General features: G+C 42.3%; 25 protein-coding genes. 4 read left to right on the forward strand and 21 right to left on the reverse strand.

Annotated features, from left to right (window positions below):
- Nucleotides 1-69: 69 nt before the first annotated feature.
- Nucleotides 70-513 (reverse strand): hypothetical protein, encoded by a 444-nt coding sequence (locus R2B77_RS00350; RefSeq protein WP_203248749.1) that lies wholly within the window; start codon nucleotides 511-513, stop codon nucleotides 70-72.
- A 179-nt stretch (nucleotides 514-692) separates the two neighbouring features.
- On the opposite strand from R2B77_RS00350, the gene R2B77_RS00355 reads away from it, so the two are divergent.
- Nucleotides 693-1,169, forward strand: a complete 477-nt coding sequence (locus tag R2B77_RS00355; RefSeq protein WP_203248748.1) for a YbaK/EbsC family protein — start codon at nucleotides 693-695, stop codon at nucleotides 1,167-1,169.
- Between the two features lie 140 nt (nucleotides 1,170-1,309).
- On the opposite strand, the gene rnz is transcribed toward R2B77_RS00355, so the two are convergent.
- The 6 genes from rnz to mce form a co-directional block, all read right to left on the reverse strand.
- Complete coding sequence (gene rnz / locus R2B77_RS00360; protein WP_203248747.1) at nucleotides 1,310-2,254, reverse strand: ribonuclease Z; 945 nt, start codon at nucleotides 2,252-2,254, stop codon at nucleotides 1,310-1,312.
- 16 nt (nucleotides 2,255-2,270) lie between these two features.
- Complete coding sequence (locus tag R2B77_RS00365; protein ID WP_203248746.1) at nucleotides 2,271-3,443, reverse strand: DNA polymerase IV; 1,173 nt, start codon at nucleotides 3,441-3,443, stop codon at nucleotides 2,271-2,273.
- A 70-nt stretch (nucleotides 3,444-3,513) separates the two neighbouring features.
- Nucleotides 3,514-3,990 (reverse strand): chemotaxis protein CheW, encoded by a 477-nt coding sequence (locus tag R2B77_RS00370; RefSeq protein WP_203248745.1) that lies wholly within the window; start codon nucleotides 3,988-3,990, stop codon nucleotides 3,514-3,516.
- Between the two features lie 14 nt (nucleotides 3,991-4,004).
- On the reverse strand, nucleotides 4,005-5,126 hold the full coding sequence (locus R2B77_RS00375) for a M20/M25/M40 family metallo-hydrolase (protein ID WP_212391814.1): 1,122 nt from the start codon (nucleotides 5,124-5,126) through the stop codon (nucleotides 4,005-4,007).
- A 13-nt stretch (nucleotides 5,127-5,139) separates the two neighbouring features.
- Nucleotides 5,140-6,693: an acyl-CoA carboxylase subunit beta gene (locus tag R2B77_RS00380; RefSeq protein ID WP_203248744.1), complete on the reverse strand. Its 1,554-nt coding sequence runs from the start codon at nucleotides 6,691-6,693 to the stop codon at nucleotides 5,140-5,142.
- A gap of 3 nt (nucleotides 6,694-6,696) precedes the next feature.
- The gene (mce, locus tag R2B77_RS00385; RefSeq protein WP_203248743.1) at nucleotides 6,697-7,107 is read right to left on the reverse strand and encodes a methylmalonyl-CoA epimerase; all 411 of its coding nucleotides are present in this window, start codon (nucleotides 7,105-7,107) and stop codon (nucleotides 6,697-6,699) included.
- A 110-nt stretch (nucleotides 7,108-7,217) separates the two neighbouring features.
- Between mce and prli42 the strand changes: the two genes are divergently transcribed.
- A complete protein-coding gene (gene prli42 / locus R2B77_RS00390) occupies nucleotides 7,218-7,316 on the forward strand; it encodes a stressosome-associated protein Prli42 (protein ID WP_203248742.1) in 99 nt (32 codons plus the stop codon).
- Between the two features lie 93 nt (nucleotides 7,317-7,409).
- Here prli42 and R2B77_RS00395 read toward each other — a convergent pair whose 3' ends face one another.
- Nucleotides 7,410-7,850, reverse strand: coding sequence for a BrxA/BrxB family bacilliredoxin (locus R2B77_RS00395; protein ID WP_203248741.1), 441 nt, complete (start codon nucleotides 7,848-7,850; stop codon nucleotides 7,410-7,412).
- 150 nt (nucleotides 7,851-8,000) lie between these two features.
- Between R2B77_RS00395 and R2B77_RS00400 the strand changes: the two genes are divergently transcribed.
- On the forward strand, nucleotides 8,001-8,333 hold the full coding sequence (locus R2B77_RS00400) for a DUF5658 family protein (protein WP_203248740.1): 333 nt from the start codon (nucleotides 8,001-8,003) through the stop codon (nucleotides 8,331-8,333).
- A 112-nt stretch (nucleotides 8,334-8,445) separates the two neighbouring features.
- A complete protein-coding gene (locus R2B77_RS00405) occupies nucleotides 8,446-8,700 on the forward strand; it encodes a DUF3949 domain-containing protein (RefSeq protein ID WP_203248739.1) in 255 nt (84 codons plus the stop codon).
- 55 nt (nucleotides 8,701-8,755) lie between these two features.
- Here R2B77_RS00405 and meaB read toward each other — a convergent pair whose 3' ends face one another.
- From meaB to R2B77_RS00470, 13 genes are all read right to left on the reverse strand, one after another.
- On the reverse strand, nucleotides 8,756-9,790 hold the full coding sequence (gene meaB, locus R2B77_RS00410) for a methylmalonyl Co-A mutase-associated GTPase MeaB (RefSeq protein ID WP_212391822.1): 1,035 nt from the start codon (nucleotides 9,788-9,790) through the stop codon (nucleotides 8,756-8,758).
- 44 nt (nucleotides 9,791-9,834) lie between these two features.
- Nucleotides 9,835-11,994 carry a methylmalonyl-CoA mutase gene (scpA, locus tag R2B77_RS00415; RefSeq protein WP_322555612.1) on the reverse strand — a complete coding sequence of 720 codons (2,160 nt, stop codon included), beginning with the start codon at nucleotides 11,992-11,994 and terminating at the stop codon, nucleotides 9,835-9,837.
- Nucleotides 11,987-13,654 (reverse strand): methylmalonyl-CoA mutase family protein, encoded by a 1,668-nt coding sequence (locus tag R2B77_RS00420; RefSeq protein ID WP_203248736.1) that lies wholly within the window; start codon nucleotides 13,652-13,654, stop codon nucleotides 11,987-11,989. The genes scpA and R2B77_RS00420 overlap by 8 nt, the downstream gene beginning before the upstream one ends.
- A 218-nt stretch (nucleotides 13,655-13,872) precedes the next feature.
- Entirely contained in the window at nucleotides 13,873-15,426 is a 1,554-nt protein-coding gene (locus R2B77_RS00425; RefSeq protein WP_203248735.1) for an AMP-binding protein, read from the reverse strand.
- Entirely contained in the window at nucleotides 15,413-16,300 is an 888-nt protein-coding gene (locus R2B77_RS00430; RefSeq protein WP_203248734.1) for an SDR family NAD(P)-dependent oxidoreductase, read from the reverse strand. The genes R2B77_RS00425 and R2B77_RS00430 overlap by 14 nt, the downstream gene beginning before the upstream one ends.
- Before the next feature lie 238 nt (nucleotides 16,301-16,538).
- A complete protein-coding gene (locus tag R2B77_RS00435; RefSeq protein ID WP_203248733.1) occupies nucleotides 16,539-17,846 on the reverse strand; it encodes a dihydrolipoamide acetyltransferase family protein in 1,308 nt (435 codons plus the stop codon).
- Between the two features lie 102 nt (nucleotides 17,847-17,948).
- On the reverse strand, nucleotides 17,949-18,932 hold the full coding sequence (locus R2B77_RS00440) for an alpha-ketoacid dehydrogenase subunit beta (protein WP_203248732.1): 984 nt from the start codon (nucleotides 18,930-18,932) through the stop codon (nucleotides 17,949-17,951).
- Nucleotides 18,932-19,939, reverse strand: a complete 1,008-nt coding sequence (locus tag R2B77_RS00445) for a thiamine pyrophosphate-dependent dehydrogenase E1 component subunit alpha (protein WP_203248731.1) — start codon at nucleotides 19,937-19,939, stop codon at nucleotides 18,932-18,934. The genes R2B77_RS00440 and R2B77_RS00445 overlap by 1 nt, the downstream gene beginning before the upstream one ends.
- A gap of 30 nt (nucleotides 19,940-19,969) precedes the next feature.
- Nucleotides 19,970-21,397: a dihydrolipoyl dehydrogenase gene (lpdA, locus tag R2B77_RS00450; RefSeq protein ID WP_203248730.1), complete on the reverse strand. Its 1,428-nt coding sequence runs from the start codon at nucleotides 21,395-21,397 to the stop codon at nucleotides 19,970-19,972.
- Between the two features lie 27 nt (nucleotides 21,398-21,424).
- Entirely contained in the window at nucleotides 21,425-22,534 is a 1,110-nt protein-coding gene (gene buk / locus R2B77_RS00455) for a butyrate kinase (protein WP_203248729.1), read from the reverse strand.
- A 67-nt stretch (nucleotides 22,535-22,601) separates the two neighbouring features.
- Nucleotides 22,602-23,702: a Leu/Phe/Val dehydrogenase gene (locus R2B77_RS00460; RefSeq protein ID WP_203248728.1), complete on the reverse strand. Its 1,101-nt coding sequence runs from the start codon at nucleotides 23,700-23,702 to the stop codon at nucleotides 22,602-22,604.
- A gap of 25 nt (nucleotides 23,703-23,727) precedes the next feature.
- Complete coding sequence (gene yqiS / locus R2B77_RS00465) at nucleotides 23,728-24,636, reverse strand: phosphate butyryltransferase (RefSeq protein ID WP_203248727.1); 909 nt, start codon at nucleotides 24,634-24,636, stop codon at nucleotides 23,728-23,730.
- Nucleotides 24,637-24,663: 27 nt separating this feature from the next.
- A partial coding sequence (locus tag R2B77_RS00470) for a sigma 54-interacting transcriptional regulator (protein WP_322555613.1) occupies nucleotides 24,664-25,370 on the reverse strand: 707 nt, incomplete at its 5' end.

A 25,370-nucleotide genomic window follows, 5' to 3' on the forward strand; every position in this document is an offset into this window, starting at 1 on the left:
GTTTAAAGATAGCCCCCATAAAAATGCATCATTCCTTTGGGGGCTATTAGAGTAAAATATTAGTAAAAATCATTTACCTGTATTACGCAATTCAATGGACTCTTCAAATGTATCCCATTTTATCGTTACATGAATAACTCCATCTTTTTGCACTCTTGCTCCGCCACCTCCTCCTCTATGTGAAACAAGGATCTTGGAGATAGGTGGTTCATCGAATTCCTGTGATCCACCCCCGCTATGCGCAGCTCCTTCAAAAGCATACTCTAGGTTTTTCAACGATGACAACTCTTCTAAAGGCCCTTTGTATATTATTGTAAATGTATGATTATGATCGCTTGAAAACGTCGTTCTGTTATCTTTTTCTTTCCAGACATCTCTTCCCTCGACAAAATATTCACTTTCCCAATGTTCGCTCTCCCCTTTAAGCGCATATGCATAATTGTCCGTTTTTTTATGTGAACACGCCGTCAAAATGATTAGTGTAACCAATACCGCAAGTATTTTTTTCAACATATCTCTACCTCCTGTTTGCTGGGATTTTATTCCACTACTATATGTATTCTCCATATAAAAAACAATTACCTCCTTACTAATCGACAATACACTTTAATGCTTGGAGTAGAATGTGATATATTAATCAATGAACTATTTATTCAGATAAAAAAAGAAGTTGTTTGAAAGGATTGGAGACCATGCCAAATTTAACGTCTAGCTCGCAACTTGTACAAGATAAGCTACAGGAGTTACAGCATCCAAACCAAGTAATCAAACTGACGGATAGCGCACGAACAGCGCAAGAGGCGGCAGATGCCCTAGGCTGTGAGGTTGCCCAAATTGCCAAGTCGATTATTTTTCGATTAAAAAGTACTAATGAGCCGCTGTTAGTTGTAGCGAGCGGCGTTAATCGGATCAATGAAAAGTTAATTGGCAAGCAATTGGGGGAAAAATTAGGGAAGGCAGATGCTGATTTTGTCCGTGAAACGACGGGATTTGTTATCGGTGGAGTTCCACCATTGGGACATAAGAATCCTGTACGTACCTTGATTGATGAAGATTTGTTTCAATATTACACAATTTGGGCAGCAGCTGGACATCCAAAAGCGGTGTTTCAATTGACGCCTAGTGAGTTGGAGAACATGACTAAGGGACAAGTTGTTGCAGTGAAATAATAGTCATAACGTAAACCCACTTCTCGTTGACTATGAAAAGTGGGTTTCTGATGACGTTATGACCGCCATGAAGTACTTTATGACCGTCTTAGATGTAGTTATGACCGCCACGAACTACTTTATGACAGTCTTAGATGTAGTTATGACCGGCACTCAATTACTGCCCCATCTTTCCACTCAAATCGAACAAAATCTTCCGCAATATGTAGCGTAGAAAAAATAGCCTCGCCTTGTTCCTTGAGCTTCGCCACATCACTTGGCATGAAACGCGCACTAATATGGTTGGCAATCAGCGTTGTCACACCTGCTTCCTTCGCCACACGCGCCGCGTCACCAATGGTTGAATGTCCATACTCTTTCGCTAAATTTCCAGTTTCCATATCAAATGTGGCCTCGTGGACAAGAATGTCTACAGCTTGTGCTAGCTCAACAGCCGCCGCACAATAACTTGTATCACCAAGGATAGCTACTGTAAACCCATTCTGTGGTTCACCGGTAACATCTTGACTATGCACAACCCGTCCGTCCTCCAAGGTCACATCTTCCCCATCTTTTAATTGCTTCAACAGCGGCCCACTTGGTACTCCTGCTTCTTTCACCTTATCAATAAGCAATTTTCCAGGCAGTGGCTTTTGTTCAATCCGATAACCGAGACATGGAATGACATGCTGTAGGCTGTTTGCTACAACTAAAAATTCATCATCTTCAACGACAATGCCGTCTCCAACTTCATGAATCTGCAACTCATAATTCAAATGTGTGTTAGTAATACGTAGCGTTGTTTCTAACCATTCTTCAAGACCCGCTGGCCCATATATATCAAGTGGTTCATTGCCACCAAGAAATGATCGTGAGCCAATTAACCCTGGCAAGCCGAAAATATGATCACCATGCAAATGTGTGATAAACACTTTGCTAATTTTTCGTGGTTTCAATGAGGTATGTAAAATTTGATGCTGCGTAGCTTCGCCGCAATCGAATAGCCAGTAGCCTCGCCCTTCGGCAGACAAATTCAATACAAGGGCTGATGTATTACGTATTTTTGACGGCATACCTGCACCTGTCCCTAAAAATTGCAGTTCCATAACAGCATCTCTCCTCTCATGTATTGCCCCGTTTCACTGAGCCGGGACCAAATTTTTGCTCTAATTGCGTAAGAAGACTATCCATTTGTTCTTCTTTGGCATGTTTTTCAAAATTATAGAACGATAACTGTTCATGTAGTTCATGTATCGGAATGACATTCGATACTGTAATGCCAAGCAATCGAATCGGCTCACCATTCCAATACTTTTTGAATAAATTTGCGGCTTCTTTATAGATATCTTGCTCTTTATAAAGTGGATTTAAAACCGTGCGACTGCGCGTCTGATTTCGCCAGTCAGCGGTGCGCAGTTGAATCATAACGACTGTTCCTGCAAGCTGTCTGTTATCAAGCCGCTTCGCCACGCTACCGGCAAGTCTACTGAAAATTTTAAGGCAGGCATCCAACTCTGTTTCATCGATAGCTAATGTCGTTGAACTACCGACACTTTTTCGTTCCTCAGCTGCTTCGGGGTCAACAACGCGGTTATCGATACCATTTGCTCGTTGTCGAAGTCTCAAGCCATTTTTACCAAGTGTTGATTTGATTTTGATTTCATCTGAAATGGCAAGATCACCAATGGTCTGGATACCAAGTGTCTGCAATTTCTTCTCTGTACTTTTTCCAATGCCATGCATTTCAATAACGGGCAAAGGCCAGAGGATTGCTTCAACTTGCCGTTTACGTAAAATCGTAATCCCCATCGGTTTTTTCATGTCGGATGCGGTTTTAGCCAAAAATTTATTCGGTGCAATTCCGATAGAACAGGGCAAATCGAGTTCCTGTAGGAGGCGAAGTTGCATATCAGATGCAATTTTGACGGCATCTGTTAATCCACCGATGGCCGTAATATCAATGTAGGCCTCGTCAATCGACACCGGTTCCACAAGATCCGTATAGGAGCGTAGCAAGTCGAAAACAGCTGATGAAGCTATTCGGTATTTTTCGTGATCAGGTGGGACAAGGACCAATTCTGGACAAAGACGTTTCGCCTCTCCAACAGTCATTGTTGTATAAATACCACGTGCCCTCGCTTCGTACGAGCAAGTGACTAAAATGCCTCGACGTTCTTTCGGATTACCCGCGACGGCCATCGGAATGCCCTTTAAGGATGGGTCATGCGCTTGTTCGACAGAAGCGAAAAAACTATTCATATCCAGATGTAAAATCACTCTTGTAGTCGACGTCACGATCCCTTCCCTCCTTGGCTCTCCCGTTGATTACAAAAACCGGGCAGATGATACTACCCGGTTGTAATTGTTATTGTTCCAGCGCTAATTGCTCTTGAACATATTCACTGATTTCTTCCATCCCAGCAAGCGTTTTTGATAGAATCTCAGGATCGACAACTGTAATCATACGATTTTCCAAATTTGCAACGGTTGTGAAATACTGTGTTCTCGAATAAGCCATCAATCCTGCGGACGTCATAACATTTTCTGGAATATCGAGAATTTCCTTAGCATCCAAAACCAGCAACCCGATGAATAAATTCTCAGTCTGAACGACGACGACACGTGCTTCCTCATGCCCTTTTGCACTATTACCATACAAAACTTGTTCAAAGTCTATGATTGGAACAAGTTCTCCACGAATCCGCATCAGACCAAGCATGTAGTCAGGTAAATGTGGAATTCGGTTTACTTGCTCAAGTCGTTCAATAGATACAACCGTTTCAACCGCAATTGCATACTCCTCGTTGCCACATTGGATAATAACCGCCTTTAAATCACTCATTTTTAACGCCTCCCTTAGACATTTGCTGTTACACGAACAATTTCAAGTAATAACTCAGCTAACTTATTTAATTCCTCAACGGGCATCCGCTCATTTTTTGTATGAATTTCCTCGTAGCCGACAGATAATGTAACTGTCGGAATACCTGCACCGTTGAAAATATTACCGTCACTGCCACCGCCACTTGTCATTAGCTCTGGCGTGCGGCCGATATTGCGAATTGCCTGCATCGCAGTTTGAACTACTTCCGTATCCTCTGCGAAGCTAAATCCAGGATACATGATTTTAACTTCCGTTTCAGCTTTTCCACCCATCAACTCGGCAGTTCGTTCATATGTCCGCACCATATGCTCTGTTTGCTCCTTCAATTTATCAGGATTAATAGAGCGCGCCTCCGCCAAAATATGAACTTCATCACAGACGATATTCGTTGCTTGACCACCTGTAAAGCGCCCAATATTGGCCGTCGTTTCTGCATCAATTCGTCCAAGAGACATAGCCGCTATTGACTTGGCTGCAATATTAATAGCGGAAACACCCTTTTCAGGTGCAACACCTGCATGAGCCGTTTTTCCATAAATCATCGTCTGCAGCTTTGCTTGATGTGGCGCTGCAGTTACGATTCCGCCAACTTTTCCATCACTATCCACTGCATAACCATATTTTGCGGTAATCAACGACGTGTCCATTTCCTTTGCACCGGCAAGTCCACTTTCCTCACCTGCTGTAATGATAAATTGGATATCGCCATGTGGCTGCTTACTTTCTTTCAATGTGCGCGCCATTTCAAATAACGCTGCAATCCCGGCTTTATCATCCGCACCAAGAATGGTTGTACCGTCAGAATAAATATAGCCGTCTTCCCGAAGTTCAGGTTTAATGCCTATGCCCGGAACGACCGTATCCATATGGCAAGTGAAATAAATCGGGTCGACTCCCTCCACCGTTCCTTTCATTGTCGCAATCAGATTCCCCGCACCATGTCCACTTCGAACAGCCGAATCATCTTCTTTCACATCAAAACCAAGGGCCTTCATTTTTGTTGTTAAAATATCAGCAATTTGTCCTTCATCCTTTGTTTCCGAATCAATTTGAACCAATTCAAAAAATTCATCCAATAATCTTTGCTTATTCAAATCGTACATCTCCTTATAATGGGATATTGCCATGTTTCTTTTTCGGTCTTACTTCTTGTTTATTACGCATCATATCTAGTGCTTGTAGTAACTTAATGCGCGTTTCTCGTGGATCAATGACATCATCCACCATACCATGAGAAGCTGCTACATAGGGATTGGCGAATTTCTCACGGTAGTCCTCGATTTTTTCAGCGCGTGTTTGTTCTGGTTTATCACTATTCGCAATATCACGAGCGAAAATAATATTAGCTGCACCTTCTGCACCCATCACAGCGATTTCCGCGTTAGGCCATGCATAGACGATATCTGCGCCGATAGATTTTGAATTCAAGGCCACATAAGCGCCGCCAAATGCCTTACGCAAAATAACAGTCATTTTAGGTACAGTTGCCTCTGAATACGCATACAAAATCTTCGCGCCGTGACGAATAATACCGCCATGCTCCTGTTTAATACCTGGGAAAAAGCCAGTAACATCTTCAAATGTAATCAATGGAATATTAAAGGAATCACAGCAGCGAATGAAACGCGCGATTTTATCAGATGAATTGATATCCAAACCGCCTGCCATTACTTTAGGTTGGTTACAAATAAGTCCTATTGTTTCGCCTTTCATCCGCGCAAATCCAACAACAGCATTTTTCGCAAATTCAGCTTGAACTTCCATAAATGACCCTGTGTCGACCACTTGGTCAATCACTTTACGGACATCATAAGGTCGAGTTGTTTCAAATGGCACAACATCCGCCAAATCTGCACGATAGTCTTCCATTTCATCTTCATTATACGGGGTAACAGGTGTTTTTTCAGTATTGTTTTGCGGTAAATAAGACAATAATTTTCGAACATCCTGCAAAACAGTCGCTTCATCTTTCCCACGAAAATGTGCATTACCACTAATTGCGTTATGTACTTTTGAACCACCGAGATCCTCAGAGGAAATTTTTTCTCCAGTTACCGTTTCAATGACTTTCGGTCCAGTGATGAACATCTGACTTGTCTCATCAGTCATAAAAACAAAATCTGTAATGGCTGGTGAATAGACAGCTCCTCCTGCACAAGGTCCTAGAATGACAGAAATTTGAGGAATAACGCCTGAATAAATGGCATTCCGATAGAAAATTTCCCCGTAGCCATCCAGCGATACAACACCTTCCTGAATACGGGCGCCACCCGAATCATTCAAACCAATGAAAGGCGCGCCATTTTTTGCTGCTAAATCCATGACATTGGCAATTTTCATAGCGTGCATTTCCCCAAGTGCTCCACCAAAAACAGTGAAATCCTGGGAGAATAAATAAATTGGTCGTCCATCAATTTTACCATAGCCTGTAACAACGCCATCTCCAGGACCTTCTAGCTTGTCCATGCCAAAATCACGTGTCCGGTGTGTTACAAAAGGATTCAATTCAACAAAGGTGTTTGGATCCAATAATAAATGAATTCGTTCACGGGCTGTAAGCTTGCCTTTCTCATGCTGCTTGGCAATACGCTCGTCGCCGCCACCAAGTTCAATCGTTCTTTTTTTATCATATAATTCATTAATTTTATCATAAATGTCCATTGTTTAATCCCCTTTGCCAGTCTTATCGCATAACTCATATAACACGCCAAATGATGATTTAGGATGAAGGAATGCCACTTGCGCCCCACCAGCGCCAGCTTTTGGCTCAGTTTGTAGCAGCTGAACCCCTTTTCCCTCTAATTCGGCCATTCTTGAACGAATATTCATCACACCAAATGCAATATGATGAACACCTTCCCCACGCTTATCAATAAACTTCGCGATTGGACCGTCTTCCCCAAGCGGCTCCAGTAGTTCTAGCTTCACATTTCCAGCATCAATGAACGCAACACGGACGCTTTGACTAATGACTTCTTCGATAGCTAATAGTTTCAAACCAAGAGTATGTATATAATAGTCCAGTGACGTTTCTATACTTTTCACAGCAATGCCAATATGATCAACTGCTTGCATCTTCATACCCCCTCTTCTCTTCTCTATTTTACCTCATAATTTCATTAGATGTTGTGAAATCTGCAATTTCTGTTAAAATAGAAGTATCAAACGTATAGGGGTTTTGACTAATGAGCAATAAAAAAGTACAAAAAATCATTGTTCTTGTAATGGTTGGCGCAATGTTTGCGTCAAGTGTCCTGTTCGGCCTCAGCGCAATTTTATCGTAATCACAATTCAAAAACAGTCCGTATAAGCGATTAAATGCGCATACGGACTGTTTTTATTAATTACCCGAAAGCTTTGGACCAACAGGACGTTGGTTAAACTTCCTCACAAAATTCTTCAAACTTACTTTGTAAGTTAACGACAACAGACATTGGATCATGTCCTTCGATTTCATAACGACCCACTTCTGCTACGAGTTTACCATCTTTAATTAGGGCGAAAGACGGTGATGATGGCAAGTGATCTTCTCCGAATAGCATACGTGCTTGTGCAGTCGCTTCCTTATCTTGCCCAGCAAATACTGTTACTAAGTGGTCAGGACGTTTATCATAGTGAACCGCGTGAGCCGCCGCTGGTCGTGCGATACCACCTGCGCAGCCACAAACAGAATTGACCATGACAAGTGTTGTACCCGAGCGTTTAAACGCATCTTCAACGCCTTCAGCAGTCGTTAGTTGCTCATAACCACTCGCTTCCATCTCTGAGCGAGCTTGTCTAAGAATATCATTCATATAAAGATTAAAATCCATACTCATTGTGCATGTATCCCCTTTCTATTTTCTTCTTTATCATAGCAGGAGTAGAGATTTCGTGCAAAAAATCAATTCTAAAAAGAGTAGTGAATATTTTAGCTCTATCATCCATACCCTATTTCCATATCGCCCAATGGAAAGGAGCGTAAGGCTGTGAACACGAAGCTGCTATTCTCTACTCGTAGTAAACTGTTTAAAGCAGGTGTTTTTTTACTCTCGTTAGCTATTTTAGATTCCTTATTCACCGATTTCGGTCTACGGAATAACTATATTACAGAAGCAAACCCATTGATGCGGGTTGTCTATGATACAAGTGTCCCTGGATTTTATCTACTAAAAATCAGTCTTCCTTTTCTACTACTTTATCTGCTAGCTAAGATTGAACCCAAAAGATACTTACAATTTTTACTTAGCTTTACACTTGTCCTCTACAGCTTCGTCCTTTGCAAACATCTTTTATGGCTGTCATTCGTGCAATTGAGCTAAAGTTACTGATTTAATTGCCAAAATAAATGAAATTAAAAATGAAACTTTTTCCAATAGACATACGTATATACGATTAACAGCACATTACGAGAAAAGGAAGGAGGTGAAAATCATGGAATGGTGGATCATCGGTGCGATTTTGGCCATTTACATGATTATCATGATTCCCGTGCAATACCGTAATATTGAAGCAACCAAAAAGGAGCTAGAAAAGTCCGGTAAAACGCATAATGAGATGTATGACGACATGAGTTTTGAGCAGCAGCAAATGCAATTTAATTTACAAGGTAGTCTTTATACGATACCCGCATCATTAATTGCAGAGTTTATTTATTTTTTACGTCATCGCAAGGAGAAAGTATCTTAAATAGAAAAGGTGACTTCCGCTGTTTATTAAAACGGAAAGTCACCTTTTTATTTTTTTAGTCAAACAGCCGATCAACCGCACTTGTCACCGTCAAATCCCCTTTAAGCAAGGACTTCTCCAGTTCTGCAACTTGCTCTTTCTTCCCGGGTTCCGCAAAAAACGTATCAATTAACCTATCGTTAATCATTGAACGGAACCAGTCTCTCGTTTGAGACTGACGTCTACCTTCCCAAACGCGACTATCTTCCATCGTCTGTTTAAAAGTCAATATCGTCTGCCACACGTCCTCAAGCCCGGTATTTTTAATGGAGGAAACAGGAAGTGATGTTGTTGTCCATCCCGGTGAAGATGGTTGAAGAAAATGGAGCAATTGGCGATATTCTCTCACTGTCTTTTTCGCAAGTCGGAGATTATCTCCGTCAGCTTTATGAACGACGATTCCATCCGCCAGCTCCATAATCCCTTTTTTCATCCCTTGCAATTCATCTCCAGCTCCTGTTAACACAAGGAGCATGAAATAATCGACCATGCCACGAACGACGGTTTCACTTTGCCCAACACCGACCGTTTCGATTAATACCACATCATAGCCAGCTGCTTCACAAAGCAGCATTGTCTCACGTGATTTTTTGTGGACACCACCAAGCGTACCTGCCGATGGTGACGGTCGAATGAAGGCATTTGGATGTCTTGCCAATTCTTCCATTCGGGTTTTATCACCAAGAATACTGCCACCTGTTACTGTCGAGCTTGGATCAATGGCAAGGACGGCTACTTTATGACCTGCATTGGCAAGCATCAGTCCAAATGCTTCAATGAATGTGCTTTTTCCGGCACCCGGGACACCGGTAATACCGATGCGGATGCTGTTTCCTGTTTTCGGCAAAACATTTAGCAGCAGTTGTTGACCCGCTGCTTTATCCTTTACGGTAATGCTTTCAAGTAAGGTGATTCCTTTTGCTAAATGAAGGCGTGAACCCCCTACAATCTTGTCCGATAACTCGTCGATCGGGATATCTCGGTCCTTTTTCACAAATCGCTTGCGCTTCGCAGCAGCCATGCCATCATGCGAGGAGGCGATGCCATCCATTACATGAAGTGCACTGTCGTCGGGTAACAAACGGTTGTCCTCAGTCACTCCGTCACTTCCTCGTAGCCGAGTCTGCGGTATATTTCTTCAATGACTTTTTGCGCGGCGACTGGGATAACAGTCCCCGGACCGAAGATTGCCGCTGCACCATTTTCACGTAAAAATGCATAATCTTGAGCTGGAATGACACCGCCGACGACAATGAGAATATCTTCCCGACCAATTTTCGCGAGCTCTCCAAGAAGCTCTGGCACAAGTGTTTTATGTCCGGCAGCAAGAGAACTAACCCCAATGACATGAACATCGTTTTCTGCTGCCTGTAAAGCAGTTTCTTCTGGCGTTTGGAACAATGGCCCGATATCGACATCAAAGCCAAGATCCGCAAATGACGAAGCAATCACTTTCGCACCACGGTCATGGCCGTCCTGCCCCATTTTGGCAATGAGAATACGTGGACGTCGACCTTCATTTTCTAAAAAGTCGTCCGCCATTGATTTCACTTCGTTAATCTCTTCTGCGTTCGAGAAATTCGAACTGTATACGCCGCTCACGGAACGAATCACCGCCTTATGTCTGCCAGATACGCTTTCAATCGCATCCGAAATTTCACCGATTGTCGCGCGCGCACGTGCGGCATCAACAGCACAGGCAAGTAGATTGCCTTCACCACTACGTGCAATTTCCGTTAATGTCGCTAGAATGCGTACGACTTCCGCGTCGTCGCGATCTGCCTTCATCTGATGGATACGTTCAATTTGTTTCTGACGAACAAGCGTATTGTCAATGTCTAAAATATCGATAGGATCTTCCTTGTCCAGGCGATATTTATTGACCCCGATAATGGATTCTGCACGCGAATCGATTTGTGCTTGACGCTTGGCCGCAGCTTCTTCAATTTTCATTTTTGGTAAGCCCGTTTCAATCGCTTTCGCCATACCACCCAAATCCTCGATTTCTTCAATCAATTCCCAAGCCTTGTCCATCAATTCATCCGTTAATTTTTCGACATAGTATGAGCCGCCCCACGGATCGATTACTTTCGTCATCATCGTTTCCTCTTGCAGGAATAATTGCGTATTACGTGCAATACGTGCAGAGAAATCTGTCGGTAACGCAATTGCTTCATCAAGTGCGTTCGTATGGAGTGATTGTGTGTGTCCCATTGCCGCTGCATTCGCTTCGATAAGCGTGCGTGTAACATTATTAAATGGGTCCTGTTCTGTTAAACTCCAGCCTGATGTTTGCGAATGTGTACGCAATGCCAGTGTTTTCGGGTTCTCCGGTTCAAACGTTGACATCATTTGCGCCCATATTTTACGTGCTGCACGCATTTTGGCAATTTCCATATAGTAGTTCATGCCAATTGCCCAGAAAAACGATAATCTTGGCGCGAAGGAATCAATGTCGATACCCGCCTTCAAGCCTGTCCGGACATATTCGAGTCCATCTGCCAGTGTGTAGGCAAGTTCAATATCCGCAGTCGCTCCAGCTTCTTGCATATGGTAGCCCGAAATTGAAATCGAGTTAAATTTCGGCATATTTTTAGACGTATATTCAAAAATATCAGCAATAATCTTCATCGACATATCAGGTGGGAAAATATACGTGTTGCGCACCATATATTCTTTCAAAATATCATTCTGGATTGTCCCCGCAAGCTTATCTGGTGTAACGCCCTGTTCTTCAGCAGCGACGATATAAAACGCCATAATCGGCAATACCGCCCCGTTCATCGTCATCGAGACAGACATTTGATCAAGAGGAATGCCATCGAACAAAATTTTCATATCCTCAACCGAATCGATAGCAACGCCGGCTTTCCCTACATCACCTGTAACCCGTGGATGATTGGAATCATAACCACGATGAGTCGCAAGGTCGAAGGCCACAGATAATCCTTTTTGGCCCATCGCTAGATTACGTCTGTAAAACGCATTACTTTCCTCAGCCGTTGAAAATCCGGCGTATTGACGTACTGTCCACGGTCGAGCCACGTACATCGTTGGATAAGGACCTCTTGTATTTGGTGCAAGTCCGGGATAATCGTTGACGTGTTCAACGTTTACAATATCCTGATCTGTATAGATTGCTTTAATATCAATTCCTTCATTTGTTCGGAACAGCTTACCAGCAGATTGTGTTTGCGATTTGTTAGCTTGTACAATTTTCTGCACATCTACTTGACTGAAATCGGGCTTATTCACCGTCAACGCCCCCTTTCCATGTAGTGTGGATAGCTATTAATTTGTCGACTTTGTTTTGTCCCGCAAACAGAAAACCATTCAAACCAGCACCCAACCATTGTTGTTCCATTGCCGCTTCATATTTCCCTGCGACGTCTAACAGGATATTTTTTGACCATCCTTCAAGTATTGTTTCCATAACGGCTACAGTCATATCAGGCGTAGCGCAAACAATGGCATAGTCGACTTGTTCATTCGCAAGCCAAGCCTGTGCCGATTGTGCATCTTCAAATGCCGGACTCCATTCACACTGAATACCGCCCGTCGCTAAAAATCCAGCGACAAAATCAGCACGTGGTTTGAAATCTTTCAACGCGCCAAACTTCAGTAGCACCGTTCGTGGTTGTTCTTTACTAAATAATAATCTAAGATCCTCAAATGGTTCAGCAAGGCGACCTTCGACCGCAACGCCACTCCAATCAGCAAATTCGGTAGCCGCCACATCTGCATAGACGTTCGTGCCAATCAATGACTGTTTCCCTTTTGCTACTTCATCTCTACGTTGTTCAAGAAGTGCGGCCAGGCTGCCATTAGCCATATATGTTTCGTAACCACCCGCAGCTTCTATCTCTACAAATAATGCCCATGCTTTGTCTACAAGTTCAGCCGTCAATGTTTCGATGTAATAAGAACCGCCCGCTGGATCAATGACTTTATCGACATGCGTTTCTTCTTTCAGTACAAGTTGAATATTGCGGGCAAATCGGATGGAACTTTCTGATGGACCCGTCAAAATATCATGCGGATGAACCGTCATCACATCTGCTCCCCCAAGCACCGCAGCGAATGTTTCATTGCCAGCTCGTAACAGATTGACATACGGATCTAGCTTCGAATAGGACCGGAGCGATGTCGTTGCCAGCAGCGGAATAGACGGAGCATCTGTTACACTGTAAGCGGCGCTAAAGGCTTGCCAGAGCACACGGAATGCGCGGAATTTGGCAATTTCCATGAAGAAATGCGTATCGACAGCAAAGCGGGCAAAGAAATCTGCTGCAAACTGATTGAACGTTTCATGCTTCTCCGCATACCTTGCGGCTTTTGCTAATGCCAGAGCCAGTTCAGTCACCGCATCAGCGCCGTTATGATGCACTGTCCATGTATCGGCACCGCTTGTCCGCAAGCTTGTGAAACCTTCAGGCAATGCCCATCCGGAAACAGCAATGGCCCCTTTAACTGCTGAACGATTCGCTTCCTCAACAAATGTAAAGGCTTTCAAAAACGTGTCTTCCTTTTTAGTATTTGTAATGAAGATTGGATAGTCTGTCATTAGCTGTGCGATTTCACGAAGTGAGGATTCGTCCCAGTCAAATGGCTGTGTACCATCGTAAACAATCGCCTCATTACCACGATCCAATGAACTTTTCAATTCCGTAACGAACTGTTGGCCATTCATTGCATGTGTTTGCTGTGCAATGATCCAGCCCGTCTGTTGTTTCGTTACACGAACGCCTTCTATAAAACTTTCACGCGTATACAGTGGTTGAAGGTCAATTCCTTCCAAGGTTTTCGTCATTAGTGACTCTAGCGGTTTCCCCTTCAAAGAGCGAATCGCTTCCTCTTTCCATTGCTCGAAGTCCACTTGTTCGAATGTCATCGATTTCATAGTATGTATAGTCATCGTACACGCTTCCCCCCTCAAATTATTCATCTACTTCTAGTTTACCCGACTATGCTTAGTGATGAAAGAGGAAAAAGACCGTCGATGGACGATCTTGACTTGTTCCATCAATGATTCTGTTGCACAAGCGTTGATTGTATTTTTCATTCGTTATGAATAGTAACGAGTACTTTTGTTCGGATCTAGTACCTGACACAACTATCTTTGTCATGCTATTTTTACATATAATCATTTACCCCTATTTTTAAACTTTTCTTATCCTGTTTACCTACAGAGGTATACGGGATTTTGCTAATGAAAATAATTTTTTTTGGCATATGATACCTAGCCGTTCTACTATGTAACCAATCAAAAATGGCTTCGCTTGTTAATTCATCATTAATTGGTTCCACAAACGCACACAATCTTTGACCAAACCTATCATCCTCAATACCAACTACTGCTACATCTTTTATTAAATGATGTTTAATCAGGATTTGTTCAAGTTGAATGGGATACACATTTTCACCAGCGGATACAATCATGTCATCAGTTCTCCCACGTAAATAGTAAAAGCCTCGCTGATCTTTGTAGCCCAAATCGCCTGTACCTATCCAGGCATTTTCCGGATTTTTCATCGACCAACTATTTTTTATGTAAAATTGGCCAACCTTGCCAACCTCTACTTCTTTTTTCTTTGTATCTAGTATTTTTAAATGACCCCCATTAATGGCCTTACCAATTGTACCGTTATATAACTTTAAATCTGCTGGTGTTGCAATACAATTTAAACCAGATTCTGATGTTCCATATAAGTTAAACAAAACTTCACCCAGTTTATCGTTTACTTCGATAACCAGTTTTGGATTTAGTATCGCTCCCCCGGAAGCTATACACCTAAGTGACGTTAAATCATTGGCATTGTGTTTTAACATCTTATCTATCATTAAGGGTACGACAGTAATTGCTTCAATTTGATGTTCACGAACAAGTTCGCACACTTTTTCAGCAGCAAACCCTTTAGTAAGAACGACAGTTTTTCCTAAAGCTATAAACGATAACAAAATTGCAATTCCATACCCATGGTAAATCGGCGTTGCAATCAGCATATTTTCTCTATTGACTAGCTTTAATTTAGTTAACAAAGATAAGAATGGGTTGACGTAATTCATAAGTGAAGGTTGATGCATAACTTTCTTGGACTTCCCTGTTGTCCCTCCTGTTAATAGAACAATTTTACTCGCAGATGCTCTTTTTAATTTATGATTAAAGCAGGATTTATTTCCAACCAAATGATTAATAGCAATCATTTCATCATGAAAACACAATATTTTCTTGTTGCCTAAAGTGGACTTCTCTAGTAAATAAGTTAATTCCTCATCGTAGATAATCAAATCGAATTGATGTTGTTCTACTAATTCTTCAAATTGACTACTGCTCATTTCTGTATTTAATAAGTAAATATCTGCTCCTAAACGTGAAACAGAAAAAATTGCTTTGACTAATGAAGCATGATTTCGACAAAGAAAAGCTACCTTTTTATGCTCACCAAAATCGTACTTATGTTGAAGGTTTATTGAAAGGTTTTCACATTGCGTACGCAGTTCTGTGTAACTAATCGACTCTTGATCATCTATTAGAGCAATTTTGTCACCATATATTTTCTCAGAAAGTTTCACTAAAATCATAATATTAATGCCATCATTCATAATGGCAGACACAAATCTACCTATACCCTTTGGAGAAAGCAAATTCATTTTGTTTAAGAGATACATAAATTTATGAGCCTGCACGCTTATCCCCTCGTCTTCCAATTACTTTTAGCATCGTTCTTTCTAAAAAACCCCTAAAAAGAATAGATGACACTTGACCGAATAGAAGCCACCATGGGCTATACTTTTTTCTTTTTGTGTATATAGACTTACAAATGATTTTCGCTACATGATTTGGACACATCGCTGGCATATTATTATAAGCAACAGTAGGTCGTATCATGTCGGTCTTAACCAACGGAAGATAGACTGAAGTTGTAGATACACCTTTCTGTTGCAATTCAATGGCTATTGAACGAAACCATACATCAAAAGCCGTTTTTGAAGCTTGATAAGCAGCCCAATTTGGGATTGGAATTAATAAAGAATTTATTGTAGAAACGTTGACAATATGTCCTTTGTTTTTTTCTAATAAAGGAATAAGTGATAGTAGCATGTTGACAGGTGCAAAATAGTTAATAGCCATTGTTCTCTGAAAATCATGATATCTATCTAAAGATTGGTAAATCGATCGATTGATAGATAGTCCTGCATTACTAATAACGACATCTAGCCCTTCAGGTAATTCTTGAATCAGCTGCACTAAACCATTTAGGTCTTGCTCTATTCTAAGATCAGCTTTATGTATGGTTACAAAGGCTTTACTTTTTTCAATTTCACTTTTTATAACTTGAAGATTTTGCTCTCGTCTAGCGACTAAAATTAAATGTACATGTATATCTTTTAGTACGTACGCCACTTGTTCACCAATGCCTGAACTAGCTCCCGTAATTAGAATGGTCTTACCGCTTAGTTCCTGTTGCAGCTTATTGAAATTAAAGTAAGTAGGTTGAAATAATATTCTTTCTAAAAAACCATACGTATGATTACTGGCCGGCCCCTTTTCTAAAGTCATCCTGTCACTTCCATTTTAGAATAGATTGATATACAAACTTACAACATAACAAACCCGCTTCAGTGATGCACCACTTTAATTCACCTCTTTAATATAAGTTAACAAAATCACTCTTCAATTACTTCAATTTGAATACTCATATTCTGTTATTCGGCTCTATTCATACGAATACCTCTATCTTTTCGGCAAATAAAAAACCTCGATCCCATAAGAGACGGACCGAGGCGTATCATTTTTCTCAATAAACAGATGTATTATCCGCAGAAACATTTTCAAGAATTTCTTTCACACGCGCAAGGAATTGTCCACAAACTAAGCCGTCAAGTACACGATGATCGAGTGATAGACATAAATTCACCATATCACGTGCTGCAATCATACCGCCGTCCATAATCATTGGACGTTTGACAATCGATTCTACTTGTAAAATCGCCGCTTGCGGATAATTAATGATACCCATTGACTGAACAGAACCGAATGAGCCTGTGTTGTTCACCGTAAACGTACCACCTTGCATTTCAGATGATTTCAATTTACCAGAACGCACTTTACCAGCAAGCTCCTGGACTTCACGCCCAATGCCTTTAATCGTCTTTTCATCTGCATGATTGATGACAGGAACGAATAATGCGTCATCCGATGCAACAGCGATGGATATGTTGATGTCTTTTTTCAAGACAATCTTATCGCCTGCCCACATGGAATTCATCATTGGGAATTCTTTCAATGCTTGTGCGACTGCCTTCACGAAAAATGCGAAGTACGTCAGATTGAAGCCTTCTTTTTGTTTGAAGTCATTTTTCAATGAATCACGATACTGAACAAGATTCGTAACATCTACTTCAATCATCATCCAAGCGTGTGGCGCTTCGTGTTTCGAGCGTAGCATATTGCTAGCAATGGCACGGCGCACACCAGTAATCGGAATTTCTGTATCCCCTACAGCAACAGGTACATTAGTAGGTTCAGCTGCTTTTGGTACAGATGTAGCCGGAACAACTGAAGCCGGAGTTGTCGTGTCTACAATTGGCGCCGTAGCAGCCGTTGGAATATTGCCACTTTCGATAATGGCCAACAAGTCTTTACGGGTAATACGCCCTTCCTTGCCAGACCCCTCTACAAGTGTCAAATCAATACCATTGTCTTGTGACAGACGCAGCACTGCAGGTGAATAACGTCCCGCCGCTTTGCCTTTTTCACGATTCAATGACGCTGTCGGTTTTTGTGGTTCAGCTGCCGGCGTTTCAGTTACCGCTTCAACTTGAGCAGATTCCGCTACCACCGGTGCTTCCGCAGTGGCTTCACCCTCAACTTCAATCGTACAAACAATAGCGCCAACTGCTAGTGTTTCCCCTTCTTGCGCAACCAATTCTTTAATTGTCCCCGCAAATGAAGATGGAACTTCCGCCGTTACTTTATCTGTGTTTACTTCTGCAAGTGGGTCATATTTATTCACCGTATCGCCCGGTTTGACGAGCCATTTCTCAATGGTACCTTCTGTCACACTTTCCCCAAGCTGTGGCATTAAAATATTTTCAATAGCCAATTCATTTGCCTCCGTCCTGAATGAAAATAAAAATCAATTATGCTATGGCGTAATTGATGCAGCCAATGTGCGAATTTCTCCAAAATGGCATGCTGAATCGTGTTAAAACTCAGCAAGTTCACGTGCTGCTTTTTCGACTTTGTCTGGATTGACCATGAAAAATTTCTCCATCGTCGGTGCGTACGGCATTGCTGGAACATCTGGTCCGGCAAGACGTTTAATAGGTGCATCAAGTTCAAATAGGCAGTTTTCAGCGATAATGGCTGCTACTTCTCCCATAATGCTTCCTTCTTTATTGTCTTCCGTTACAAGTAAAACTTTCCCCGTTTTAGAAGCTGCTTCAATAATCGCTTCTTTATCGAGTGGGTAAACCGTACGTAAGTCAAGGATATGTGTAGAAATACCGTCTTCTGCAAGTCGTTCAGCCGCCTGCAAAGCAAAATGTACACATAAACCATAAGTAATAATCGTAATGTCATCGCCTTCGCGTTTTACATCCGCTTTACCAAGTGGTAGTACGTAATCATCTGTTGGTACTTCCCCTTTAATTAACCGATAAGCACGTTTATGCTCAAAGAAAAGCACGGGATCTTCATCACGGATTGCCGCTTTTAGCAGCCCTTTTGCATCGTAAGGAGTAGAAGGTATGACGATTTTGAGTCCAGGTGTGCTAGCAAACATCGATTCCACGGATTGCGAGTGGTACAATGCACCGTGAACGCCGCCACCAAAAGGTGCACGGACAACAATCGGACATGTCCAGTCATTGTTCGAACGGTAACGAATTTTTGCTGCTTCTGAAACAATTTGGTTTACAGCTGGCATGATGAAATCCGCGAATTGCATTTCTGCGATTGGACGCAATCCATACATCGCTGCACCAATTCCGACACCTGCTATGGCAGATTCAGCAAGAGGTGTATCTAGCGCACGATATTCACCGAATTGGTCGTAAAGACCAGTCGTTGCTTTAAAAACGCCACCTTTACGTCCAACATCCTCACCCAGTACAAAAACGCGATCATCTCGTTCCATTTCTTCCTTCATGGCAAGTGTGATTGCATCAATATAAGACATGACAGCCATTATTCGTTCCCTCCTTGTTCAGCATAAACATGGAGAAGCGCAGATTCAGGCTCAGCGTACGGAGCGTTTTCCGCATAATCGGTCGCTTCGTTCACTTCTTTCATGATGCGTTCTTCCAGTTCTTTTTCTAGTTCGTCCGTTAGTACGCCGACTTTTTTTAAATAAGCCGAGAACTTTGGAATTGGATCCATTTTCTTCTCATTTTCCAGTTCTTCTGCATCACGGTATTGACGTTGGTCATCGTCTGAGGAGTGTGCTGTTAAACGATAGCAAATGGTTTCTACTAAACTTGGACCTTCGCCACTCCGCGCACGATTTGCTGCTTCCTTTACGACTTTGTAAACTTCAAGTGGGTCTGTTCCATCGACAGTGACACCCGGCATACCATATCCGATAGCGCGGTCTGACACATTGACACAGCCCAATTGTTTTTCGACAGGTACAGAAATCGCGTACTTATTATTTTCAACCATAATAACGGTCGGCAATTTGTGTACTCCTGCGAAGTTCATACCTTCGTGAAAATCTCCTTGGTTGGACGAACCTTCACCGAGTGTTACGAATGTGATGAAATCTTCTTTTTTCATCTTTGCAGCAAGTGCAACGCCAACAGCATGTGGTAATTGTGTCGTAACAGGTGATGAACCCGTTAAAATACGGTTTTTCCGTTGGCCAAAGTGGCCCGGCATTTGGCGACCTCCTGAGTTTGGGTCCTCTGCTTTCGCGAACGCAGACAGCATTAGATCTTTCGGAGTCATACCAAAATGAAGAACCACGCCCATATCACGGTAATAAGGTGCAATCCAGTCCTTGTCCTTATCAAGTGCATAAGCCGCTCCAGCCTGTGCTGCCTCCTGGCCTTGACAGGAGATGACGAATGGAATTTTCCCTGCACGGTTTAAGAGCCACATGCGCTCATCAATACGGCGAGCCATTAGCATCGTTTCAAAAATTTGTAGGACATCTTCGTTCGTCAAACCAAGTTCTTCATGACGATTATTTGCCATTTCTATTTCCCCCTCCACTAGAAAACGTAGTTACATATGAATTGCTTTACCATCCACAGCAAGTGCTGCTTCACCCATCACTTCTGATAGAGATGGATGCGGATGAATCGTGCTAGCCACTTCCCACGGTGTCGCGTCAAGAACCATTGCCAGCCCTGCTTCGGATATTAAATCCGTCACATGTGCACCGATCATATGAACACCTAAAATGTCATCAGTTTTCTTATCTGCAACAATCTTAACGAAACCATCCGAATTGCCGTTGACCAACGCCTTACCAATTGCCATGAATGGAAATTTTCCGATCTTCACGTCAAACCCTTGTTCTTTCGCCTGTTTCTCCGTTATGCCAACACTTGAGGCTTCGGGACTCGAATAGATACAACGTGAGATTTTTGTATAATCCATTGGCTCATTTTTCAATCCAGCAATATGTTCAACAGCCGCAATTCCTTCGTGAGAAGCAACATGCGCTAATTGCAATCCACCAATGACATCGCCAATCGCGTAAATATGATGCTCTTTCGTTTGGAACGTTGGTCTTGTTTTAATATAGCCTTTGTCTAATTCTATTTCGGTATTGTCAAGGCCAATTCCTTCTACATTCGCTTGTCGACCTACAGATACTAACATTTTTCCGGCTGTAAACGCTGTTGCTTCACCGTTTAGCTCAGCGGAAATGGTGACAGAATCTGCTGTTTTCACAAGTGTGTCTGGAAGCACTTTTGCACTGGTCACAAAAGTTATTCCTTTTTTCGTCAATAACTTTTTCATTTCTTTAGAAATATCTTCATCTTCAGTTGGAATAATGCGATCTGCATATTCAAGAACTGTAACGTCTACACCAAAATCATTGAGCATAGATGCCCATTCAATACCAATGACACCGCCGCCAACGATAAGAATAGATTTCGGAAGTGTTTCCATTGCCAGTGCTCCATCTGATGACATAATTTGCTGTTCGTCAATGTCCAAACCAGGTAATGAACGTGGTCTAGAACCTGTTGCAATGATTAAATTTTTCAAGATAAGCATTTCATTTTCGTCGCCATTGTTCATTTCTACTGAAATTGTACCTGGCATTGGTGAAAAAATCGATGGCCCGAGCATTCTACCGAGCCCTTCAAAAACGTCAATCTTGCCCTTTTTCATGAGTGCGGTAACGCCACCATGTAGCTGTTTAACAATACTTTCTTTGCGTGCTTGTACACGACTAAAATCGAGTGTTACTTCTTTCGTATCCACACCAAACGCAGTTGCTTGGTTTTTCGCCGTATCAAAAACTTCAGCACTTTTCAGCAACGCTTTACTTGGAATACAGCCTTTATGTAAACAAGTACCGCCAAGTTTCCCTTGTTCGACAAGTGCCGTTTTTAGTCCTAATTGTGCAGCGCGAATAGCGGCGACATAGCCGCCTGTTCCGCCTCCCAAAATTACTACATCATATTCCCGTGCCATATACATGGCCTCCTTCACAACGACCCGTTAAGACGGATAGATTTTAGCTGTTTCTTCACCCGATAAAACACGAATGGCTCCCTCTGCAAGTGCTTGCAACTCGTCTTCACCTGGGTAAACAACAATTGTAGAAATCCAGTCGATTCTGGACGAAATCGCTTCAACGAACTCTTTACCATACGCAAGACCGCCTGTTAGGATGACTGCATCAACTTGTCCGCGAAGGACAGTTGCTGCACTGCCGATTTCTTTGGCGACCTGATAAGCCATTGCATCATAGACGAGCTTTGCTTTAACATCACCTTTGGCAATTCTTTTTTCTACCTCTACAGCGTCATTGGTACCTAAATAGCCAACAAGACCACCTTGACCGACGAGTTTTTTCATCACTTCATTGCGGTACAGTTCGCCTGAATAACAAATTTCAACGAGGTCACCTGCTGGAACCGTTCCCGCGCGTTCTGGACTAAACGGACCATCCCCATGTAAACCGTTATTGACATCAACTACTTTACCAAATTCATGTGCGCCGACTGTAATCCCACCACCCATATGCGTTACGATGAGGCGAAGCTCCTCATACTTTTCACCAACTTGTTTCGCATACCGACGTGCGACAGCTTTCTGATTAAGTGCGTGGAAAATCGACTTTCGCTCGAATAATTCAAATCCAGAAATGCGTGCGACAGGTGTAAGTTCGTCGACGACGACAGGATCGACGATAAAGGCAGGGATATTCAATCCATTCGCAATTTCATTTGCTAGGATACCACCAAGATTCGAGGCATGCTGCCCAGAATATCCTTTTTTCAAATCTTCGATCATCGCGTCGTTGACGGAATACGTACCACCTTCAATCGGGCGGAGAAGGCCGCCACGACCGCAAACGGCAGTAAGTTCCGAGATGTTGAAGCCTTCTTTTTCAAGCGCTTCAACAATCGTTTCTTTACGGAAATTGTATTGATCGATAATAGAAGGATATCGTGCAATGTCTTCTGATGAATGGCGTAAGGTAACTTCTAGCAATAAAGTTTCTTCTTCGAAAACGCCTATTTTTGTGGATGTGGATCCCGGATTAATGACCAGAACCTTGATTGGTGTGTTTTGCACAACAGAACCTCCTTCCATTTCAATCATTCTTATAAATTTAATTACACCTCGGCATAATTGAATCGGCAGGAAATTTCTGCCGATTCAAGTTAAATTAACGTTTTGATAATACGCTTTTTTCATTTTGTAAAAACTGGCTACGTGATTTTGCAACGCGTGCGATACGTTCTTCTGCAAGACGGTCCGCTGCTACGTATGTTGGAATGCCATCACGTTTAGAAATTGCGAAGATTTTCTCGATTGTATCGTAAATCCCTTCTACACGCTTCAATGCACGTTCACGGTTATAGCCAATTAATTCATCTGCAACGTTAATAACGCCGCCTGAATTAATAACATAATCTGGTGCGTAAACAATACCCATTTCATGGATTTTGTCGCCGTGTTCTGGCTCTTTCAATTGGTTGTTAGCTGATCCAGCAATGACTTTTACTTTGAACTGTGGAATCGTCTCGTCGTTGATGATGGCACCAAGCGCACATGGTGCGAAAATATCCGCTTCTTGTGAATAGATATCATTAATGCCAACTGCTGTTGCGCCAAATGCATCGACAACACGCTGGACTGCCTCCGCGTTAATGTCTGTAACAATGAGTTTAGCACCTTCTTTATGCAAGTATTCGCAAAGTGAATAGGCGACGTTACCAACACCTTGGACAGCGACTACTTTATCTGTCAATGAATCTGTACCAAATGCTTCTTTCGCCGCCGCTTTCATCCCTTGATAAATACCATAAGCTGTTACTGGCGAAGGATTGCCTGATGAACCTGAATTTCCGCCCGCTGAAGTGCCTGTTACATAATTCGTTTCCAGATGAATTAAATCCATATCCGCTTCCGTTGTTCCTACATCTTCTGCAGTGATATAGCGACCGTTCAAGCCTTCGATAAAGCGACCGAATGCGCGGAACATTTCATCATTTTTATCCGTTTTTGGGTTACCGATAATTACAGTTTTTCCGCCGCCAAGATTTAAGCCTGCTGCTGCATTTTTATATGTCATACCGCGTGCTAGACGCAATGCATCTTCAATTGCTTCTTCTTCACTTGCATATGTCCACATACGTGTTCCACCAAGTGCTGGTCCAAGTGTTGTATCGTGAATAGCGATAATCGCTTTCAAACCCGATGTTTTATCCTGACAAATAACTAGTTGCTCGTAATCATGACTCTCCATATATTTAAAAAGTTCCATTGTGAAATTCCTCCTAGGGGTTCTTTTATTGTTTTATTGCAAGAATGGCTAATGCTAATGAGTACAGCTTACTTTCGGCGCTGTCTGCCCTTGATGTTAGAACAATGGGAGCTGTTGCGCCTTGGATAATGGCACCGACTTTAGCGCCGGCAAAATACATGAGTGATTTGTATAAAATATTACCAGATTCGATGTTCGGAACTACGAGAATATCTGCTTTTCCGGCAGTGTTACTTGTGATGCCTTTTTGTGCAGCCGCTTGTTCAGAAATAGCGTTGTCGAGAGCAAGTGGCCCATCGATAATACAGCCCGTAATTTGTCCACGTTTGTTCATAACGACAAGCGATGCGGCGTCTGTTGTTGGCTCCATTGCTGGGTTGACTGTTTCAATCGCAGCAAGTGGTGCAACAATCGGCTCAACAACACCACATGCATGTGCAGTCCCAACGGCATTGCGAATGATTTGTGCTTTCGCTTCAAGATCCGGTGCAATGTTCATAGCCGCATCTGTGACGAATAGTAAACGATCGTAGCCAGCTACTTCAAATGCGGCTACATGTGATAATATTTTTCCAGACCGCAATCCGTACTCGCTATTCAAGACCGCCTTCAAGATAATTGATGTTGCCACATTCCCTTTCATGACAACATGAGCCTTTCCACTTGAAACCGCTTTCACCGCGAGTTTGGATGCTTGGAATTCATCTTCTGCATGATGGATGCTTACTTTATCATGCACTAGCAAATGCGGGAAATTCGATGCCAGCAATTCCTGCAATCTTATTTCATCATCGAACAACAAAAATGTTGCGATTCCTTTTGTAATGGCGAGATTAACCGCCTCAAGAACTTCCAAATCTGCTGCTGATGCAACAGAAACAACTGGATCCGTCTTCGATGCAGCTTTTGTAATGAGTGAATCGAGTATAACCATTGCGTCGCCTCCTTTACTTGGTTAGCTTTAGACAAGACTGAACTTTTCAAGCTTATAGTACAACGAACGGAGCGAAATACCTAGCCTATTCGCAGTTAGTGATTTGTTGCCATCATTTTCACGAAGTGCTGTTTCAAGTATCGTCTTCTCATAATCATCCATAATTGAAGCAAGCGTGCTTTTTTCTGGGAGAAACGCTTCCTCGTCTTTATCCTCGCGTGATAAAAATGATTTTGCCACTTCATCTAAGCCAATAACCGCTTCCCCTGGATCCATAAATATCATCGTTCGGCTCAGTACATTTTCAAGCTCTCGTACATTTCCTGGCCAGTCATATTGTTGAAGCCGTTTCAATGCCTCATCAGTCATCGTTTTTATGTTCATGCCGAATTCTTGATTGAGTTTGACAAGTAAATGTTCAACAATGAGTGGAATATCCTTTATTCGAGACCTCAATGGTACAATTTGAATGGAAATTCGATTGAGAATATAATACAATTCTTCAATGAATAACCCTTCGTGCATTGCTTTTTCTAGATTTTTTGACGTTGCTGTAATGATACGAACAGAAAGTTCAGTAGCACTACCATCAATCTTCTTTTCCGCTAAGTAGGACAATAATTTTTTTTGTACGACAAGCGGAAGATCCGCAACTTCATCCAAAAACAGTGTGCCCCCATTTGACTCTTCAAAAAGTCCCTGTCCTTTTTCGAGGCCACTGAAAAACCTACGGT

The organism is Sporosarcina beigongshangi (assembly GCF_033485195.1).
In the GTDB taxonomy this organism is placed as follows: domain Bacteria; phylum Bacillota; class Bacilli; order Bacillales_A; family Planococcaceae; genus Sporosarcina; species Sporosarcina beigongshangi.

What these genes read in the sequence shown, in the direction of transcription:
- R2B77_RS00350 (WP_203248749.1), bottom strand. Translation starts at nt 513, where the DNA reads ATGTTGAAAAAAATACTTGCGGTATTGGTTACACTAATCATTTTGACG.
- R2B77_RS00355 (WP_203248748.1), top strand. Translation starts at nt 693, where the DNA reads ATGCCAAATTTAACGTCTAGCTCGCAACTTGTACAAGATAAGCTACAG.
- rnz (WP_203248747.1), bottom strand. Translation starts at nt 2,254, where the DNA reads ATGGAACTGCAATTTTTAGGGACAGGTGCAGGTATGCCGTCAAAAATA.
- R2B77_RS00370 (WP_203248745.1), bottom strand. Translation starts at nt 3,990, where the DNA reads ATGAGTGATTTAAAGGCGGTTATTATCCAATGTGGCAACGAGGAGTAT.
- R2B77_RS00380 (WP_203248744.1), bottom strand. Translation starts at nt 6,693, where the DNA reads ATGGACATTTATGATAAAATTAATGAATTATATGATAAAAAAAGAACG.
- mce (WP_203248743.1), bottom strand. Translation starts at nt 7,107, where the DNA reads ATGCAAGCAGTTGATCATATTGGCATTGCTGTGAAAAGTATAGAAACG.
- prli42 (WP_203248742.1), top strand. Translation starts at nt 7,218, where the DNA reads ATGAGCAATAAAAAAGTACAAAAAATCATTGTTCTTGTAATGGTTGGC.
- R2B77_RS00395 (WP_203248741.1), bottom strand. Translation starts at nt 7,850, where the DNA reads ATGAGTATGGATTTTAATCTTTATATGAATGATATTCTTAGACAAGCT.
- R2B77_RS00405 (WP_203248739.1), top strand. Translation starts at nt 8,446, where the DNA reads ATGGAATGGTGGATCATCGGTGCGATTTTGGCCATTTACATGATTATC.
- meaB (WP_212391822.1), bottom strand. Translation starts at nt 9,790, where the DNA reads ATGGATGGCATCGCCTCCTCGCATGATGGCATGGCTGCTGCGAAGCGC.
- R2B77_RS00420 (WP_203248736.1), bottom strand. Translation starts at nt 13,654, where the DNA reads ATGACTATACATACTATGAAATCGATGACATTCGAACAAGTGGACTTC.
- R2B77_RS00430 (WP_203248734.1), bottom strand. Translation starts at nt 16,300, where the DNA reads ATGACTTTAGAAAAGGGGCCGGCCAGTAATCATACGTATGGTTTTTTA.
- R2B77_RS00440 (WP_203248732.1), bottom strand. Translation starts at nt 18,932, where the DNA reads ATGGCTGTCATGTCTTATATTGATGCAATCACACTTGCCATGAAGGAA.
- R2B77_RS00445 (WP_203248731.1), bottom strand. Translation starts at nt 19,939, where the DNA reads ATGGCAAATAATCGTCATGAAGAACTTGGTTTGACGAACGAAGATGTC.
- lpdA (WP_203248730.1), bottom strand. Translation starts at nt 21,397, where the DNA reads ATGGCACGGGAATATGATGTAGTAATTTTGGGAGGCGGAACAGGCGGC.
- buk (WP_203248729.1), bottom strand. Translation starts at nt 22,534, where the DNA reads ATGATTGAAATGGAAGGAGGTTCTGTTGTGCAAAACACACCAATCAAG.
- R2B77_RS00460 (WP_203248728.1), bottom strand. Translation starts at nt 23,702, where the DNA reads ATGGAACTTTTTAAATATATGGAGAGTCATGATTACGAGCAACTAGTT.
- yqiS (WP_203248727.1), bottom strand. Translation starts at nt 24,636, where the DNA reads ATGGTTATACTCGATTCACTCATTACAAAAGCTGCATCGAAGACGGAT.